Below are 14,779 nucleotides of genomic sequence, written 5' to 3'. Positions count from 1 at the left end.
GCGGCGGGGCGATCGGCGACAAATAAACCCGCGCTCAGGCCTGGCTGGTCTGCACCAGTTCGCCGATGAAGGCCTGGGCCGGCAGCGACAGTACCTTGCCCTTGAGATGAACGATCGACCATGGCTGCTGGATCGGGAAATGCTCGACGTCGAGGATGCAGATGCCGTCGTCGGCCGGGTCGGCGGCCAGTGAGTGGCGCGAGAGGATGGACAGGCCGAGGCCGCTGGCGACGAGGTCGCGGATGGCTTCGTTGCTGGCCACGGTCAACCGTACCCGCAGCGATTTTTCCAGCTTCTGCAGGTGACGGTCGACGGCCGCCCGCGACCCGGAACCGGGTTCGCGCAGCAGAAAGGATTCGCCGGCCAGTTCGTCGAGCGTGCAGCGGCGGCCGGCCGCCGCATGCCCAAGGGGGGCGACGACGACCAGCGGGTTGTCGAGGAAGGGGCGGACGACGATGTCCATGTCGGCCGGCGGCAGCGACATGATGTAGAGATCGTCCTCGTTGCCGCGCATGCGGGCGACGACGCCGGCGCGGTTGGTGATCTCGAGTTGCACGTCGATGTGCGGGTAGCGTCGGCAGAAGGCACCGAGCATGCGCGGCAGGAAGTACTTGGCAGTAGTCACCAGCGCCACCCGCAGGCGGCCGCTGTGCATGCCCCAGAGGGCGCCGATCGCCGAGTCGAAGCGCGCCCATTCGTCGTCAAGGGCGCGCACGGTCGCCTGCAGTTCCTCGCCGGCGGCGGTCAGGCGGATGTCGCGGCCGATCTGTTCGAACAGCGGCAGGCCGATCGTCTCGCTCAGCTGCTTGATCTGGATCGACACCGCCGGCTGCGTCAGGTGCAGCGTCTCGGCAGCACGCGAGAAGCTGCCGAGACGGGCGACCGTGGCAAAGGTCTCGAGCTGGCGCTGGGTGATGTGGCGGCGATTCATATAAGTTGAAGCAAATGGATTTTTGTGAAAGTTTAATTGGATTTAATCGATGGCAAAAGGGATAGTCACGCCGTCGCGGCCTTGCCGCCTGCCGGATTGCCTTCATGCCCTTCGAACCCGTCATCCTCTTCTTCCTGCTCGGCGCGCTGGCCGGGCTGATCCGTTCCGACCTGCGCATCCCTGCCGTCCTCTACGAATCGCTGAGCATCTTCCTGCTGCTCGCCATCGGTCTCAAGGGCGGCGTCGAACTGGCGCGCTACCCGGTCGGCGAATTGCTGTTTGCCGCCGGCGTTGTCGTCGCTGCCGGTGCCTTGATCCCGCTGATCGCCTTTCCGGTGCTGGCTCGCCTGGGCAAACTGCCGCGCGCCGACGCGGCGTCGATCGCCGCCCACTACGGCTCGGTCAGCGTGGTCACCTTCGCCGTCGCCTCGACCTTCCTGCTCGGCCGCGGCGAAAGCGCCGAGGGCTACATGACCGTCTTCCTCGTCCTGCTCGAATTCCCGGCGCTGATGATCGGCATCTGGCTGGCCCGCCGCGGCGCCGGTTCGGGCGACTGGAGCAAGGTCCTGCACGAGGTCTTCGCCGGCAAGAGCATCGTGCTCCTGCTCGGCGGCCTGGCGATCGGCTGGATTGCCGGCAGCGAGGGGCTGAAGCCGCTCGACAAGCTGTTCTTCGACCTGTTCAAGGGGATGCTGGCGATCTTCCTGCTCGAGATGGGCCTGGTTGCCGCCAGCCGCATCGGCGACCTGCGCCGGGCCGGCTGGTTCCTCGCCGGCTTCGCCGTCGCCATGCCGCTGGTCGGTGCCGCCCTCGGCATTGCCACCGGTCTGCTGCTCGGCCTGTCGGTCGGCGGCATGACGCTGCTCGCGACGCTCTACGCCAGCGCTTCCTACATCGCGGCCCCGGCGGCGATGCGCATCGCCGTGCCGGAAGCCAATCCCGGCCTGTCGATCGGCGCCGCGCTCGGCATCACCTTCCCGTTCAACCTGCTGCTCGGCATTCCGGCCTATCATTGGGCGGCCGTCACCCTGCATGGAGTCTTCGCATGAATCGCCCGCTGCAAACCCGCAAGCTGCTGACCATCGTCTGCGAGGCGGCGTTGGAAAAGCGCCTGGAAAAGGAATTGCCAGGCTTCGGCGCGCACGGCTACACGATTTCCGATGCCCGCGGCAGCGGCGCCCATGGCCGCCGCGACGCGGCCTGGCCGGCGAGCGCCAACATCCGGGTCGAGGTGCTGTGCGACGAGGCGGTCGCCGAAGCCGTCGTCCGCCACCTCGAAGCGCAGTATTTCAGCAGCTACCAGCTGGTCGTCTTCCTCTCCGACGTCCAGGTGCTGCGGGCGGAGAAGTTCTAGCCGAGCAGCTTGCGCTGGTCGAGGAAGCGCTCGAGGATGTCGAGCCGGGCCAGCGGGTCCTCGAGTTCGAGGAGCTTCTGCTTGGCCAGGTTCTGCACCGGCAGCACCTCGGTCAGGCGGTAGCCGACCCAGGCTGCGTCGGCGTAGCGATGCGGTTCCGGCATGCGTTGCGGGCCGAGGTCGCCGATGACCTTCTGCAACAGCGGCAGCAGGCGTTCGCGGTGCTGCGGCAGCGGCACTTCCGGCTCGGCGATCAGCTCGACGGTGGCGAGCAGCAGCTTGTCGGCGCCGACCTCGTGGTCGAGGATGCGGAAGCGGCGACCGCCGACGGCGTCGATCATCAGGATGCCGAGCTGCTCCATTTCCCAGTTGGCGATGCTGGCCAGCGTACCGACGGTGTGCGGTACCGCCGCCTCGCCGACTTCGCCGCCGGCGTCGATCAGGCAGATGCCGAAGGGCGTGTCGGCCTTGAGGCAGGCGGCAGCCATGTCCAGGTAGCGCTGCTCGAAGATCTTCAGCGGCTGCACGCCGCCGGGAAAGAGCACGGTGTTGAGCGGAAACAGCGGAATCGTCAGGGTTTCGACACCGCCGCCGGCCGGCGCCCGGATGAAGTCGAACCAGCCCATCTCAGCGCGCCTCGCCCCAGCGTTGCATCAGGCTGTGGCTGACCCCGACCTGGTCGAGGACGCGGGCGACGACGAAATCGACGATGTCCTGGACGCTCTGCGGATGCTGGTAGAAGCCGGGGCTGGGCGGCAGGATGACGGCGCCGGCGCGCGCCAGGCGCAGCATGTTTTCGAGGTGAATCGCCGAAAACGGGGTTTCACGTGGAACCAGCACCAGCTTGCGGCCTTCCTTGAGGACGACGTCGGCGGCGCGCTCGATCAGGTTGTCGGAAAGCCCCTGGGCGATCGCCGCCAGCGTGCCCATCGAACAGGGGCAGATGATCATCGCGTCGGGCGGATTGGAGCCGGAGGCAACCGGCGCGAACCATTCCTCGCGGCCGAAAACCTGCAGATTTTCACGGTCGACCGTCGGATAACGCGAAATCAGGGCGGCCCTGGCATCAGCCGGTCGCGACGGCAGTTCGAAATCCATTTCCTGACGGGCGACGATCTGCGCCGCCTGCGAGTACAGCAACTGCACGCGGCAGCCTGCGCCGAGCAGGCATTCGAGCAGGCGCAGGCCGTAAGGCATGCCGGAGGCGCCGGTCAGGGCGAGGCAGACGGTTTTGCTCATCGAGGGGAATCCGTGGCGGGCGTGTCAGCCAGAAGTTTAGCCGCGATCAGCCCGTTGATGGTGCCGAAGACCAGGGCCGCGCCGGCAAACACCGGGGTCAGCAGGAAAACGCCGTCGTGCGGGATCAGCCAGGCGCGGGCGAGCAGCAACTGGCCGCCGATGTGGGCGAAGGCGGCGAGGATGGACAGGCTGACCGGGCCGAACCAGCGTGCCGGCAGGTGCCGGGCCAGGCCGAGGGTGAGCAGGCTGAGGGTGGTCCCGGTCAGCGACAGGAAGAAGCCGGGCGCGAGGAAGTAGCCGAGCAGCAGGCTGCCGGCCAGCACGCGCAGGACGCTGACCCAGACCGCCGTAGCCCAGCCGTAGCGCAGGAGCACGACCAGGGTGACGATGTTGGCCAGCCCCGGCTTGACCCCGGGCAGCGGCGAGGGGATCGCCGCATCGACCAGCGACAGGCCGACGGCGGCGGTCGCCAGCCAGGCGACGCGGCGGTCCTCGGCGGTGATTGCCAGTTCAGTAGCTGATCGAGTCATAGACCTTGGTCCGGCCGGCGATCTGCAGGCTGACACGGTTGGGGGCGCAGATCGCGATCTCGCCGGGGCGCATCAGCCAGCCCTGGCGGACGCAGTACTGGCGCGGCCCGGGGTCGGAGACGACGCGGGCGCGCCCGGGTTCGACGGCGATCAGCGTGATGCCGAGCGGCCCGGGGACTTCCAGCTGCTTGCGCGCCCGGAGGTCGAGTTCGGCGAAAACCCGGCCTTCCTGGCGGACGATCGCGCGGTCGGCGAGGCCGCCTTGCCAGAACATCGGTACGCTGGCGCCGACCAGTGCCGCGCCGGCGGCGAGGGTCAGCCAGTCGCCTGGCCGCAGCAGCGCCAGCCAGCGCATGTCAGCCGGCCAGCGTGCGGTGGCGGACGAGCACGCGGGCCTGGCCGGCGAAGCGGCGGCCGAGCGCCTCGGCCAGGTACACCGAGCGATGCTGGCCGCCGGTGCAGCCGATCGCCACCGTCAGGTAATTGCGGTTGTCGCGCACGTAGCTGGGCAGCCAGTCGGCGACGAAACGGGCGATATCCTCGCGCATGCGCAGGACTTCCGGCTCGCCCTCGAGAAACTCGGCAACCGGCCGGTCGCGCCCGGTCAGCGGTCGTAGTGCCGGCTCGTAGTGCGGATTGGGCAGGCAGCGGACGTCGAAGACGAGGTCGGCGTCGAGCGGGATGCCGTGCTTGAAGCCGAAGGACTGGAACATCAGCGTCAGCCCCTGGCCGGGTTCGTCGGCAATGAACTGGCGAATCCACTCGCGCAGGGCGTTGGCTTTCAGGTTGCTCGTGTCGATCCGGTGGCCGAGGTCGGAAATCGGCGCCAGCAGCGCATTTTCCAGTTCGATGGCCTCGGCCAGCGTGCGCTCGTCGCCGCCCAGCGGATGCCGCCGGCGGGTTTCCGAATAGCGCTTGAGCAGGGTTTCCGCGCTGGCATGCAGGAACAGGAAGTTGTGACGGACGCCCTCGTCGGCGAGGCGCTTGAGCTTTTCCGGCAGCAACTCGATGCCGCCGCCGGAGCGGGCGTCGATGGCGACGGCGACCTTGCGCACTTTTTCTTCCGCGAGCATGCCGACGAGGACCGTCAGCATCACCACCGGCAGGTTGTCCACGCAGTAGTAGCCGGCGTCTTCGAGAAGGTGCAGGGCGACGGACTTGCCTGAGCCGGAGAGGCCGCTGATGAGAACGAGTTCCATGTGGACGGAGCATAATCAAGGGTCAGCCCCGCCGCAAGCCACGGCATAATAGGAAAAAAGGAGACAAGCCATGACCCCGACGATTCCGCGCCCAGAATTGCCTTTTCTGGCCGAGCTGACCGCGCTGCGGCGCGATATCCACGCCCATCCGGAACTGGCTTTCGACGAAAAGCGGACATCCGACATCGTCGCCCGCGAGCTTGAACGCTACGGCCTGCAGGTCCATCGCGGCCTGGCCAGAACCGGTGTCGTCGGCGTCCTCAAGGCCGGCAGTTCGCCGCGCATGATCGGTCTGCGCGCCGACATGGATGCCTTGCCGCTCGCCGAGCTGAACGAATTCCCGCATCACTCGAAGCATCCGGGGAAGATGCATGCCTGTGGCCACGACGGCCATACCGCGATGCTGCTCGGCGCCGCCCGCTACCTGGCGGAAAACCCCGATTTCGACGGCACGGTGGTCTTCATCTTCCAGCCGGCCGAGGAGTCGGAAGGCGGCGCCGCGGTGATGATCGAGGACGGCCTGTTCGAGAAATTTCCGGTCGAGGCGGTGTTCGGCCTGCACAACTGGCCGGGCATCCCGGTCGGCGAGATGATGGCGATGCCGGGGCCGGTGATGGCCGGCACCTGCGGCTTCGAGATTCATGTACGCGGCCACGGCTGCCACGCGGCAATGCCGCATCAGGGCATCGACGCCATCGTCACCGGCGCGCAGCTGGTGCAGGCGCTGCAGACGGTGGTCAGCCGCACCTTGCATCCCTGCGATGCCGCGGTGGTCAGCGTCACCCAGTTCCACGCCGGCGAGGCCTGGAACATCATCCCGGAAGAGGTGGTGATGCGCGGCACCATCCGCAGCTTCAAGCCGGAGGTCCAGGAGAGCATCGAGCGCGCCATCGAGCGGCTGTGCAGCGGCATCGCCGCCGCCAACGGGGCGCAGATCTCGGTGAGCTTCGATCACCGCTATCCGCCGACGGTCAACAGCCCGGCCGAGGCAAAATTCTGCCAGCAGGTCGCTGCCGAGGTTTTCGGTGCCGAGCGGGTGTTGACCGACATCCTGCCGTCGATGGGTGCCGAGGATTTCGCCTACATGCTGCGCGAGAAGCCCGGTTGCTACGTCTGGTTGGGCAACGGCCCGGGCACCGGCGGCTGCACGCTGCACAACCCGCACTACGATTTCAACGACGAACTGCTGACGCTGGGCGTTGCCTACTGGGCGCAGCTGGTCCGCCGCGCCCTGCCCAGCGCCGCCTAGAGCCGGAAGCGGGCGATCGCCTGGTTGAGCGCGGCGGAAACCGTGTTCAGCCGGCCGGCGTTGGCCACGACCTCGTTCAGGCTCCGGTCGTTCTGCTCGATCAGGTTGCGTACCTGCTCGACGTGCGCCTCGATCGCCTGTTCATTGTCGTTCTCGGTGCTGATCGCCTGGGCGATCTGGCGGACTACCGCATGCACCTGCTGCGAACTCTCGTTCATCCGGTCGAAGGCCTGACGCGACTGGTTCGAGAGCTCGACACTGTCGGCGACCTGGCGCAAGCCTGATTCCATGCCGTCGACGGCGCGCTGGGTACCCGACTGGATGCTTTCGACCATCGCCGAGATTTCGGCGGTCGAGTGCGCGGTCCGCTCGGCCAGCTTGCGCACCTCGTCGGCGACGACGGCGAAGCCGCGTCCCTGCTCGCCGGCCCGGGCCGCCTCGATGGCGGCGTTGAGGGCGAGCAGGTTGGTCTGGCCGGCGATGTCGGAAATGACGCCGAGAATCGAACTGATCTTCGCCGACTGCTCGCCAAGGGCTTCGATATGCGCGGCGGTGGCCTTGACCGAATCCGCCATTGCCGCCGTTTCGCCGGCCGCCCGGCTGGCCAGCGCGGCACCGCTGCCGGAAGTGGCACTCGATTCGCCGACGATGCGCTCGGCGTCATGCACCGCCTGCATGACGTCGCGCAGCCCGCTCGACACCTGGTGCACGTTGCCGACCATTTCCTGGGCGTAGCCGAGTTGCTGCCGGCTGCCGTCGGCAACCTGGCGGGTGGCGCTGTCGACCAGCGCGGCCGCCTGTTCGACGGCACGGGCATGTTCGGCCAGGGTGCCGACCAGTTGCCGCAGTTGTTGCTGCATGCTGGCCAGCGCGCCGAGCAGGCTGTTGCCGTCGCCGGCCTCGATCGGCCGGCCGAGATCGCCGGTAGCGATCGCGTTGGCGACTGCGCGCGCGTAGGCCGGTTCGCCGCCGAGTTCGCGGCGGACGTAGGCGAGGGTGGTGAAGGCGCTGATGGCGCTGATGACGATCGCCAGCAAGGTCAGCAGCAGGGTGATCAACTGCCGGCGTTCGGCCGCCTCGATCACCCTATGGCGCTCGGCCTGGGTCCTTTCGGTGAGGTTCGTCAGGTCGTCGAGCAGCGCCTGCTTGAGCTTGCGCCAGGCCGGCGTTTCCTTGGCGTTGATCAGCTTCTTGGCATCTTCGAGGCGTCCTTCCTTGAGCGCCGCGAGCACTTCCTGCTGGGCAGCGGACTGTGCCGCGGCCAGCGTTTCCAGGGTTTTCAGCGAGGCGGCGAAGCCGTCCACCGTGGTCGCGTGGGAAAGCGCCGACTGACGCGCCGCGGCGAAATCCTCGCGAGCCTTTTCCAGGTTCTGGTAGGCCTTCGGATTGTCCGGGTCGAGCGTGATGTTGCGCAGCGCCTGGCCCATCTGCAAGCCCTGGGCATACATTTCGCCATAGTCCTGGCGCAGGGCGCCGGTGCCGTCGAGAAACTCGCCGAAGCTGTTCGATGTCGCGCGCAGACCGCTGTAGGCGATGACCACGGCGGCGATGAAGGCGGCGATGATCAGCGTCATGCCGAGCAATAGTCGATTGCGGAAACTCATGGACTCCCCCTCTTTTTATCAGTATTTCATTCTATAAGGGAGTTATGACTTTTGTCAGCGCGCCGTCATCACCCCGGCATCGATGCGCAACGCACCGCTGCGCCGGAAATCGTCGTGCAGCCGGCGCAACAGTTCGTCGTCGGCGAGCCCGAGGTAGCGCTGGTTGAGGTCGATGGCGAAGGGCAGCGCGCGGACGAAGTCGTCGAAATCTGCAGCCGGCAGCGGTTGTCTCTCCATCACCGCGAAGGCGACGACAACCTTGATCGCGTGCCAGGCCAGCCGCTCGATGTTGGCGGCGAAGGCGTCGAGGCGGGAGAAGGCCAGCGTCAGGGCCCGGTCTACCGTGGCGAATGGAGCGCCGTGGCCGGGAATGACCAGGTCGATCGGCAGCCGGGCGAGCATCTCCAGCGTTGCCCTGGTGGCCGCCAGACCGTCGGCCTCGCCCAGCAATTCCGGGAAGACCACGCCGAAGCCGTTTTCCCACAGGGCGTCGCCGGAAATCAGCAGGCGTCGTTCCGGGTTGTAGTAGGCGAGTGCTTCCATGTCGTGGCCGGGGACCGCCAGCGCCTGCCAGTTGAGGCCGGCCATCGCGAACTGGTCGCCGGCGGCCAGCGTCCGGTCGTGCTGGAAACGCGCAGCCTGCTGGCCGAGCGGCGAGAGCAGCAGGGCCGCTTCGTCCCAGTCGGCGATGGTTGCGTGCAGTCCGGCCGGGACCACCACGTCGCAACCAAAGGTGGCTTGCAGCGCGGCATTGCCGCCGATGTGGTCGGAGTGCGCATGGGTGTTGATCAGGCGCTCCAGGCGGCGGCCGGCGAGGGCTTCGCCGACCAGGGCGACGGTCTGCGTGGCGTGGGTGACGTAGCCGCTGTCGATCAGCGTTGCCGTGTCGCCATCGAAGGCCAGGATGTTGTTGGCCGATAGCCAGCCGCGCTCGAGTACCTGCAGGCCGGCGGGCAGCGCCGGTGTCATGCCGGCGTGTCCGGGTCACGCCCGGGGTGCGGTGCTTCCGGGGTGGGCACGGCGATTTCGGCAACCACCGTCGGACTGTCCTCGGGCGGCCGGCCGCAGCCGAGGCAGTAGCCCGAATCGGGGTCGGTCATGCAGATGCCGACACATTGGTAACGGCTTTCCTGGTTTTCGTTCATGGCTTGTCCTGCGCGGGCCGGGCCTGGCGGCGGCGGGCGACGGCGGCCAGGATCGCGTTGCGGGTCGCGGCATCGGCGGCTGACCAGCCGGCAATTTCGGGCAGGCTGCGCAGGCAGCCGGCGCACAGGCCGCTGTCCGGCTCCATGCGGCAGACTTTGATGCAGGGGGAAGCGGGCAGTTCGTTCATTAGATGAGGATGTAGCGTTGCTGGCGGTCGCGGGCTTGTTCGACGGCGGCGCGCGCCTCCGCGCGGGAGATGCGGACCAGGGTCGCTACGTGCTGACGCCGGTCGCGGCTGGAAAGTTCCGGAAAACGGATGAGCTCGGCGTCATCGTCGCCGTCGCCGGCCTGGTGCACGATGCCGAGGCGGTCGATGCGGATGCTGACCGGCGTCAGGCTGAGCGCACTTTCCGGATGGCGCAGGAAATCGGCGAGCAGTTCGACCAGGTTTTCCGGCATCAGCGATTCGCCGTTGGCGCGCAGGCGCATGTCGAGTTCGATCAGGTGCCGGCTGTGCTCGGCTTCGCCGTCGGGATCGTGCCGTTGCTGGCGTTGCGCGAGTTGCGCCTGCTCGACCGAGAGATCGGCGCGCAAGGCCTGGCGCTCGTGGCGCAGCGCCTCGACGTGGGCGTTGAAGCTTTGCAGCAGGCTTTCCAGCGCCCGCGCCTGCAGTCGCTGACGGGTCATCGCCGGATCGCAGCTCGGTTCGATCAGCGTCTGGTCGGAAAAATAGAGGATTTCCTGCGGCACATCGGCGCGGATGATGTTGCCCTGCTGGGCCATCCCGAACTGCCGTTTCTGCTGCCGACGGGCCGCCAGCAGTGCGCAGAAGCTGTCGCAGGCCCAGGATTCGCTGCGCTCGAGAAAATCGCGCACGGCCTGGCTGCGACCGAGCATCTCGTCGATGTCGGCCGGCGTCGCGAACAGCGCATGCACCAGCATGTCGCTGGCGAAGCTGTGGCGGTTGATCTCGATCGGCCCGGGCAGCGCGGCGACCAGACCCTGGCAGTAGCCGAGGGCGTGGTCGACGGCGCCGAGCAGGTGCTTTTCCAGGCGCGGGGCGGCGCGGACCAGCGGATCGACCATCCCGACCACCCGCTCGAGCGCGGCGGCGACGGCGGGATCGGGCGGGGCCTGGGGTTTCAGTAGTTCGGCGAGGGTGGCGAGCAGGCTCAAGTGGCGGTTCCGGCGCAGATTGCCCGGCCGGCCTTGGCGCCGTTCGGGCGGTCGAGGACGCTGGAGATCCAGTGTCCGACTTGCGCCAGTTTAGCCAGATCGATGCCGCTTTCAATGCCCAGCCCGTCGAGCAGGTAGACCACGTCCTCGCTGGCGACGTTGCCGGATGCGCCTTTGGCGTACGGACAGCCGCCCAGCCCGGCGACCGAGGCATCGAACACCGTCATTCCGGCTTGCAGCGAGGCGTGGATGTTGGCGATGGCCATGCCGTAGGTGTCGTGATAGTGGCCGGCCAGCTTGGCGATCGGCACGACACGGGTGCAGGCTTCGATCATGCGGCCGACCGAGGCCGGGGTACCGACGCCGATGGTGTCGCCGAGCGAGACTTCGTAGCAGCCCATGGCGTAGAGCGCGGCGGCGATTTCTGCGGTTTTTTGCGGGTCGACCGTGCCCGAGTAGGGGCAGCCGACGACGCAGGAAACATAGCCGCGCACCGGGATCTCCAGCGCCGAGGCGGCGGAAACCACCGGCTCGAAGCGCTTCAGGCTCTCGGCGATCGAACAGTTGATGTTCTTCTGCGAAAAGGCTTCGGAGGCAGCGGCGAAGATCGCCACTTCATCGGCCTGGGCCGCGACCGCACCGTCAAAACCTTGCAGGTTGGGCGTCAGCGCGGTGTAGGTGACGCCCGGCCGACGCTTGATGCCGGCCAGCACGGCGGCGTTGTCGCCCATCTGCGGCACCCACTTCGGCGAGACGAAGGAAGTCGCCTCGATCACCGACAAGCCGGCCTCGGCCAGGCGCTCGATCAGTTCGATCTTGATCCCGGTCGGGACGACCTGTTTTTCGTTCTGCAGGCCGTCGCGCGGGCCGACTTCGACGATCTTGACGCGAGCTGGGAGAATCATGGATAGATTTCTTCTGATAGGTGATTCAAACCTTTGAAACGCAGCGCAATAGGGGATGCGATCCAAGAGGTGCCATTGTTGTTTTGCTTTACGTGAAAACAATAAATTCCGTGAGTATCGTGGGAATTGACGACAAATGGTGGCAGCCAAAATAGCTGAATTCTTCCGTCTCCTTCCCAGCCATGATTCCGAAATAACGACCTAATTGAGTCGAGATAATTTTGCAGATCAGGAAAGTAGGAAAACGCTTCGTTGCAAAATCTCATAAATGCTAGATCGTCCAAATGGTGAAATGAATAGACGTGATAGCGCTGAAAGCTTGATGGTGGAACTGCAAATTGCCCGCCAAATTGCATATACCTGTCGTCCATCTGAATCTCCTGTGAAATTGGGTACAGCGAAACAGAGGTTTCAGTGTAGGGGCGGATGCTATTTGGACAAAATGCGAAGTTATTTATTCCTTTCGGTTATTTTTAGGAGGTTAATCTCCTTCAAACTCGACCAGTGCCGCGCCGTCACTTACCTGTTCACCGGCCGCGTAGCAGAAGGCCTTGAGGGTGCCGGCGGCGGGGGCGGTGATGGTGTGTTCCATTTTCATGGCTTCGAGGATCAGCAGCGGCGTGCCCTTGTCCACCTTCTGGCCGGGCTGGGCGAGCAGGGCGACGACCTTGCCGGGCATCGGCGCGGTCAGGCCGCCGCCGTGGCTGTCGCCAGCATCGACGCGGTGCAACGGGTCGTCGCGCAGGAGTGAGTACGTGCTCCCCTGCAGGAATACCGTGCGCTTGTCGTCGACCGCCACAACGCTGGCGATCAGCCGGCGGTCGTCGAGTTCGACGGCAAAGCGGTCGCCGTCGAGCTTCTTGCCGGATGCGACGGTCGACTCGCCAAAAAGGGCAATTTCCCAGCGTTGACCGTGATAACGCACCTGCACGTCGACCAGCGTTTCGCCATCCCGGAAGCTGATCGTGCGCGCCGCCGAGAGGTTCATGCGCCAACCGTCGCGGGCGTGCCAGGGCGACCAGGGGTCGCCGCCGGTCTGCGCGGCCTGTTTGGCGGCGTGCTGCTCCCAGAGCAGTTCGCCGACCGTGGCGACGAGCAGCGCGTCGCGCGGCACCGGCTGAGCGGCGGGGAAGAGGAAGTCCTTCTGTCGCTCGATCAGGCCGGTGTCGAGGTCGGCCTTGGCGAAGGCCGGACAGGCGACCAAGCGGGAGAGAAAGTCGATGTTGGTGGTCAGGCCGGCGACGCGGTAGTCGGCCAGCGCCTTGCGCATGCGCGCCAGCGCGCCGTCGCGGGTTTCGTCCCAGACGATCAGCTTGGCGATCATCGGATCGTAGAAGGGCGTGATCTCGTCGCCCTCCTCGACGCCGGTATCGACGCGGACGTTGATGGATTCGGCCGGCGGCACCAGGCGCACCAGCTTGCCGGTGGCGGGCAGGAAGCCCTTGCTGGCGTCCTCGGCGTAGATGCGAGCTTCCAGCGCGTGACCGCGGATTTCCAGTTGTTCCTGCTTCAACGGCAACGGCTGGCCGGCGGCGACGCGCAACTGCCATTCGACCAGATCCTGGCCGGTGATCATTTCGGTGACCGGGTGCTCGACCTGCAGGCGGGTGTTCATCTCCATGAAGAAGAAGCTGCCGTCCTGGTTGGCGATGAACTCGACGGTGCCGGCGCCGACGTAGCCGACGGCCTTGGCGGCGGCCACGGCGGCCTCGCCCATCTCGCGGCGGCGCGCCTCGCTCATGCCCGGCGCCGGGGCTTCTTCCAGCACCTTCTGGTGGCGGCGCTGCACCGAGCAGTCGCGCTCGAACAGATAGACGCAGTTGCCCAGCGTGTCGGCGAAGACCTGGATTTCGACGTGGCGCGGCTTGGTGATGTATTTCTCGATCAGCACGTGGTCGTCGCCGAAGCTCGACAGCGCCTCGCGCTTGCAGGAAGCCAGCGCGTCGGGGAAATCCTCGGACTTCTCGACCAGGCGCATGCCCTTGCCGCCACCGCCGGCTGCCGCCTTGATCAGCACCGGGTAGCCGATCTTCTCGGCCTCGGCATGCAGCAGCGTCGGGCGCTGGTCGTCGCCGTGGTAGCCCGGCGTCAGCGGTACGTTCGCGGTGCCCATCAGCTTCTTGGCTTCTGACTTCGAGCCCATGGCGCGGATCGCCGACGCCGGCGGGCCGATGAACACCAGGCCGGCGGCGGTCAGCGCCTCGGCAAATTCCTCGTTTTCAGAGAGAAAACCATAGCCCGGATGCACCGCCTGGGCGCCGGTACGCTGGCAGGCCTCGATGATCTTGTCGGCGACCAGGTAGGACTCGCGCGCCGCCGCCGGCCCGAGCAGCACGGCTTCATCGGCCAGACGCACGTGGCGGGCATTAGCGTCGGCCTCGGAATAGACGGCGACGGTACGGATGCCCATGCGGCGGGCGGTCTTGATGACGCGGCAGGCGATTTCCCCGCGGTTGGCGATCAGAATCTTGGTGAACATCGCTTATTCCCCCATCCAGTTCGGTTGGCGCTTTTCGAGAAACGCCGCAATACCCTCGCGCGCCTCCGGCGTCGCCCGCAAATGGGCAATGCGGTGGGCGGTTTCCTCGACCAGCGTGTGGTTGACCGGCTGGTGATCGACGGCGCGGATCAGGTCCTTGGCGGCGGCCTGCGCGTTGGGGCCGCCGGCGAGCAGTGCAGCGACGATCTCGGCGACCTTGTCGTCCAGTGCTTCCGGCTCGGCGACTTCATGCACCAGCCCGATCTCGCGGGCGCGGTCGGCGGCTATGCGCTCGGCGGTCTGGAAATAGCGCGTCGCCTGGCGGGCGCCGATGGCGCGCAGCACGTAGGGCGAAATTGCCGAGGGGATGATGCCGAACTTGACCTCGGAGGTGGCGAACACCGCCTTGGTCGAGGCCACGGCGATGTCGCAGGCCGCCGCCAGCCCCATGCCGCCGCCGAGCGCGGCGCCCTGCACGCGGGCGATGGTCGGCTTCTGCATCTCGGCCAGCGTGCGCAGCATGCCGGCCAGGGCGCGGGCGTCGTTGAGGTTGTCATCGATGCCGTTGTTGGCGGCGCGGCGCATCCAGTTGAGGTCGGCGCCGGCCGAGAAGCTCTTGCCGCGCCCGGCGAGGACGACGATGCGGACGTCCTGGTCTTCATCCAGCGCGATGCAGGCGGCGGTCAGTTCGGCGATCAGGGTTTCGTCGAAGGCATTGTGCAGGTCGGGCCGGTTCATCCAGATCGTGGCGACCGGGCCGGTTAGTTCGATTTCCAGGGCTTGGAAGGGCATTTTTGGTTTGTCTCCTGAGGATTTGTTGGTTTTTTTACGGGTGTGTATTTGGTTTGATGCGGGCGGCTTTGGTTGTTTGAGCGCTGTGTTCCGCGCCTGACGCGCGGGCGTACTTTTTCTTGCGTGGCCAAGAAAAAGTAGCCAAAAAGAAGACCACCCCTAGGTCGGCGCCCCG

The 14,779-nt window shown here is 66.6% G+C and carries 18 protein-coding genes; 3 read left to right on the top strand and 15 right to left on the bottom strand.

Annotation, left to right across the window (positions count from 1 at the left end; all coding sequences use genetic code 11):
• Positions 1-34 precede the first annotated feature (34 nt).
• On the bottom strand, positions 35-931 hold the full coding sequence (locus DFR40_RS11115; protein ID WP_121458578.1) for a LysR family transcriptional regulator: 897 nt from the start codon (positions 929-931) through the stop codon (positions 35-37).
• A gap of 104 nt (positions 932-1,035) precedes the next feature.
• Between DFR40_RS11115 and DFR40_RS11110 the strand changes: the two genes are divergently transcribed.
• Positions 1,036-1,980 (top strand): sodium-dependent bicarbonate transport family permease, encoded by a 945-nt coding sequence (locus DFR40_RS11110; RefSeq protein WP_121458577.1) that lies wholly within the window; start codon positions 1,036-1,038, stop codon positions 1,978-1,980.
• Positions 1,977-2,285: a P-II family nitrogen regulator gene (locus DFR40_RS11105; RefSeq protein ID WP_121458576.1), complete on the top strand. Its 309-nt coding sequence runs from the start codon at positions 1,977-1,979 to the stop codon at positions 2,283-2,285. Before DFR40_RS11110 ends, DFR40_RS11105 begins: the two co-directional genes overlap by 4 nt.
• On the opposite strand, the gene DFR40_RS11100 is transcribed toward DFR40_RS11105, so the two are convergent.
• Genes DFR40_RS11100 through rapZ form a run of 5 tightly spaced genes read right to left on the bottom strand, consistent with a single transcriptional unit; the run spans position 2,282 to position 5,253 of the window.
• Entirely contained in the window at positions 2,282-2,911 is a 630-nt protein-coding gene (locus DFR40_RS11100) for an LON peptidase substrate-binding domain-containing protein (protein ID WP_121458575.1), read from the bottom strand. The genes DFR40_RS11105 and DFR40_RS11100 overlap by 4 nt on opposite strands.
• 1 nt (position 2,912) lies before the next feature.
• The gene (locus DFR40_RS11095; protein WP_121458574.1) at positions 2,913-3,524 is read right to left on the bottom strand and encodes a flavin prenyltransferase UbiX; all 612 of its coding nucleotides are present in this window, start codon (positions 3,522-3,524) and stop codon (positions 2,913-2,915) included.
• Positions 3,521-4,054, bottom strand: a complete 534-nt coding sequence (locus DFR40_RS11090) for a Gx transporter family protein (RefSeq protein WP_121458573.1) — start codon at positions 4,052-4,054, stop codon at positions 3,521-3,523. Before DFR40_RS11090 ends, DFR40_RS11095 begins: the two co-directional genes overlap by 4 nt.
• On the bottom strand, positions 4,035-4,409 hold the full coding sequence (locus tag DFR40_RS11085) for a NusG domain II-containing protein (protein WP_121458572.1): 375 nt from the start codon (positions 4,407-4,409) through the stop codon (positions 4,035-4,037). The genes DFR40_RS11090 and DFR40_RS11085 overlap by 20 nt, the downstream gene beginning before the upstream one ends.
• 1 nt (position 4,410) lies before the next feature.
• Positions 4,411-5,253, bottom strand: coding sequence for an RNase adapter RapZ (gene rapZ / locus DFR40_RS11080; RefSeq protein WP_121458571.1), 843 nt, complete (start codon positions 5,251-5,253; stop codon positions 4,411-4,413).
• 70 nt (positions 5,254-5,323) lie between these two features.
• Between rapZ and DFR40_RS11075 the strand changes: the two genes are divergently transcribed.
• Positions 5,324-6,502 (top strand): M20 aminoacylase family protein, encoded by a 1,179-nt coding sequence (locus tag DFR40_RS11075; protein ID WP_121458570.1) that lies wholly within the window; start codon positions 5,324-5,326, stop codon positions 6,500-6,502.
• Here DFR40_RS11075 and DFR40_RS11070 read toward each other — a convergent pair.
• The 9 genes from DFR40_RS11070 to DFR40_RS11035 form a co-directional block, all read right to left on the bottom strand.
• Positions 6,499-8,106: a methyl-accepting chemotaxis protein gene (locus DFR40_RS11070; protein WP_147431322.1), complete on the bottom strand. Its 1,608-nt coding sequence runs from the start codon at positions 8,104-8,106 to the stop codon at positions 6,499-6,501. The genes DFR40_RS11075 and DFR40_RS11070 overlap by 4 nt on opposite strands.
• Before the next feature lie 54 nt (positions 8,107-8,160).
• Positions 8,161-9,075, bottom strand: coding sequence for an MBL fold metallo-hydrolase (locus DFR40_RS11065; RefSeq protein ID WP_121458568.1), 915 nt, complete (start codon positions 9,073-9,075; stop codon positions 8,161-8,163).
• Positions 9,072-9,251 (bottom strand): DUF1289 domain-containing protein, encoded by a 180-nt coding sequence (locus DFR40_RS11060; protein ID WP_121458567.1) that lies wholly within the window; start codon positions 9,249-9,251, stop codon positions 9,072-9,074. Before DFR40_RS11060 ends, DFR40_RS11065 begins: the two co-directional genes overlap by 4 nt.
• A complete protein-coding gene (locus DFR40_RS11055) occupies positions 9,248-9,439 on the bottom strand; it encodes a DUF1289 domain-containing protein (protein ID WP_121458566.1) in 192 nt (63 codons plus the stop codon). Before DFR40_RS11055 ends, DFR40_RS11060 begins: the two co-directional genes overlap by 4 nt.
• The gene (locus tag DFR40_RS11050) at positions 9,439-10,428 is read right to left on the bottom strand and encodes a hypothetical protein (RefSeq protein ID WP_121458565.1); all 990 of its coding nucleotides are present in this window, start codon (positions 10,426-10,428) and stop codon (positions 9,439-9,441) included. Before DFR40_RS11050 ends, DFR40_RS11055 begins: the two co-directional genes overlap by 1 nt.
• Positions 10,425-11,333, bottom strand: a complete 909-nt coding sequence (locus DFR40_RS11045; RefSeq protein WP_121458564.1) for a hydroxymethylglutaryl-CoA lyase — start codon at positions 11,331-11,333, stop codon at positions 10,425-10,427. Before DFR40_RS11045 ends, DFR40_RS11050 begins: the two co-directional genes overlap by 4 nt.
• Positions 11,330-11,704 (bottom strand): hypothetical protein, encoded by a 375-nt coding sequence (locus DFR40_RS17020; RefSeq protein ID WP_147431321.1) that lies wholly within the window; start codon positions 11,702-11,704, stop codon positions 11,330-11,332. The genes DFR40_RS11045 and DFR40_RS17020 overlap by 4 nt, the downstream gene beginning before the upstream one ends.
• A gap of 110 nt (positions 11,705-11,814) precedes the next feature.
• Positions 11,815-13,812, bottom strand: coding sequence for an acetyl/propionyl/methylcrotonyl-CoA carboxylase subunit alpha (locus DFR40_RS11040; protein WP_121458563.1), 1,998 nt, complete (start codon positions 13,810-13,812; stop codon positions 11,815-11,817).
• A 3-nt stretch (positions 13,813-13,815) separates the two neighbouring features.
• On the bottom strand, positions 13,816-14,604 hold the full coding sequence (locus DFR40_RS11035) for an enoyl-CoA hydratase/isomerase family protein (protein ID WP_121458562.1): 789 nt from the start codon (positions 14,602-14,604) through the stop codon (positions 13,816-13,818).
• Positions 14,605-14,779: the final 175 nt, after the last annotated feature.

Source organism: Azonexus fungiphilus, assembly GCF_003634965.1.
In the GTDB taxonomy this organism is placed as follows: Bacteria; Pseudomonadota; Gammaproteobacteria; order Burkholderiales; family Rhodocyclaceae; genus Azonexus; species Azonexus fungiphilus.
This window is presented reverse-complemented; position numbering and strand designations above follow the sequence as displayed.

Coding starts and splice junctions, on each gene's coding strand:
- DFR40_RS11035 (WP_121458562.1), bottom strand. CDS start 14,604: ATGCCCTTCCAAGCCCTGGAAATCGAACTAACCGGCCCGGTCGCCACG.
- DFR40_RS11065 (WP_121458568.1), bottom strand. CDS start 9,075: ATGACACCGGCGCTGCCCGCCGGCCTGCAGGTACTCGAGCGCGGCTGG.
- DFR40_RS11045 (WP_121458564.1), bottom strand. CDS start 11,333: ATGATTCTCCCAGCTCGCGTCAAGATCGTCGAAGTCGGCCCGCGCGAC.
- DFR40_RS11105 (WP_121458576.1), top strand. CDS start 1,977: ATGAATCGCCCGCTGCAAACCCGCAAGCTGCTGACCATCGTCTGCGAG.
- DFR40_RS11070 (WP_147431322.1), bottom strand. CDS start 8,106: ATGAGTTTCCGCAATCGACTATTGCTCGGCATGACGCTGATCATCGCC.
- DFR40_RS11060 (WP_121458567.1), bottom strand. CDS start 9,251: ATGAACGAAAACCAGGAAAGCCGTTACCAATGTGTCGGCATCTGCATG.
- DFR40_RS11115 (WP_121458578.1), bottom strand. CDS start 931: ATGAATCGCCGCCACATCACCCAGCGCCAGCTCGAGACCTTTGCCACG.
- DFR40_RS11095 (WP_121458574.1), bottom strand. CDS start 3,524: ATGAGCAAAACCGTCTGCCTCGCCCTGACCGGCGCCTCCGGCATGCCT.
- DFR40_RS11055 (WP_121458566.1), bottom strand. CDS start 9,439: ATGAACGAACTGCCCGCTTCCCCCTGCATCAAAGTCTGCCGCATGGAG.
- rapZ (WP_121458571.1), bottom strand. CDS start 5,253: ATGGAACTCGTTCTCATCAGCGGCCTCTCCGGCTCAGGCAAGTCCGTC.
- DFR40_RS11090 (WP_121458573.1), bottom strand. CDS start 4,054: ATGACTCGATCAGCTACTGAACTGGCAATCACCGCCGAGGACCGCCGC.
- DFR40_RS17020 (WP_147431321.1), bottom strand. CDS start 11,704: ATGGACGACAGGTATATGCAATTTGGCGGGCAATTTGCAGTTCCACCA.
- DFR40_RS11100 (WP_121458575.1), bottom strand. CDS start 2,911: ATGGGCTGGTTCGACTTCATCCGGGCGCCGGCCGGCGGCGGTGTCGAA.
- DFR40_RS11085 (WP_121458572.1), bottom strand. CDS start 4,409: ATGCGCTGGCTGGCGCTGCTGCGGCCAGGCGACTGGCTGACCCTCGCC.
- DFR40_RS11110 (WP_121458577.1), top strand. CDS start 1,036: ATGCCCTTCGAACCCGTCATCCTCTTCTTCCTGCTCGGCGCGCTGGCC.
- DFR40_RS11075 (WP_121458570.1), top strand. CDS start 5,324: ATGACCCCGACGATTCCGCGCCCAGAATTGCCTTTTCTGGCCGAGCTG.
- DFR40_RS11040 (WP_121458563.1), bottom strand. CDS start 13,812: ATGTTCACCAAGATTCTGATCGCCAACCGCGGGGAAATCGCCTGCCGC.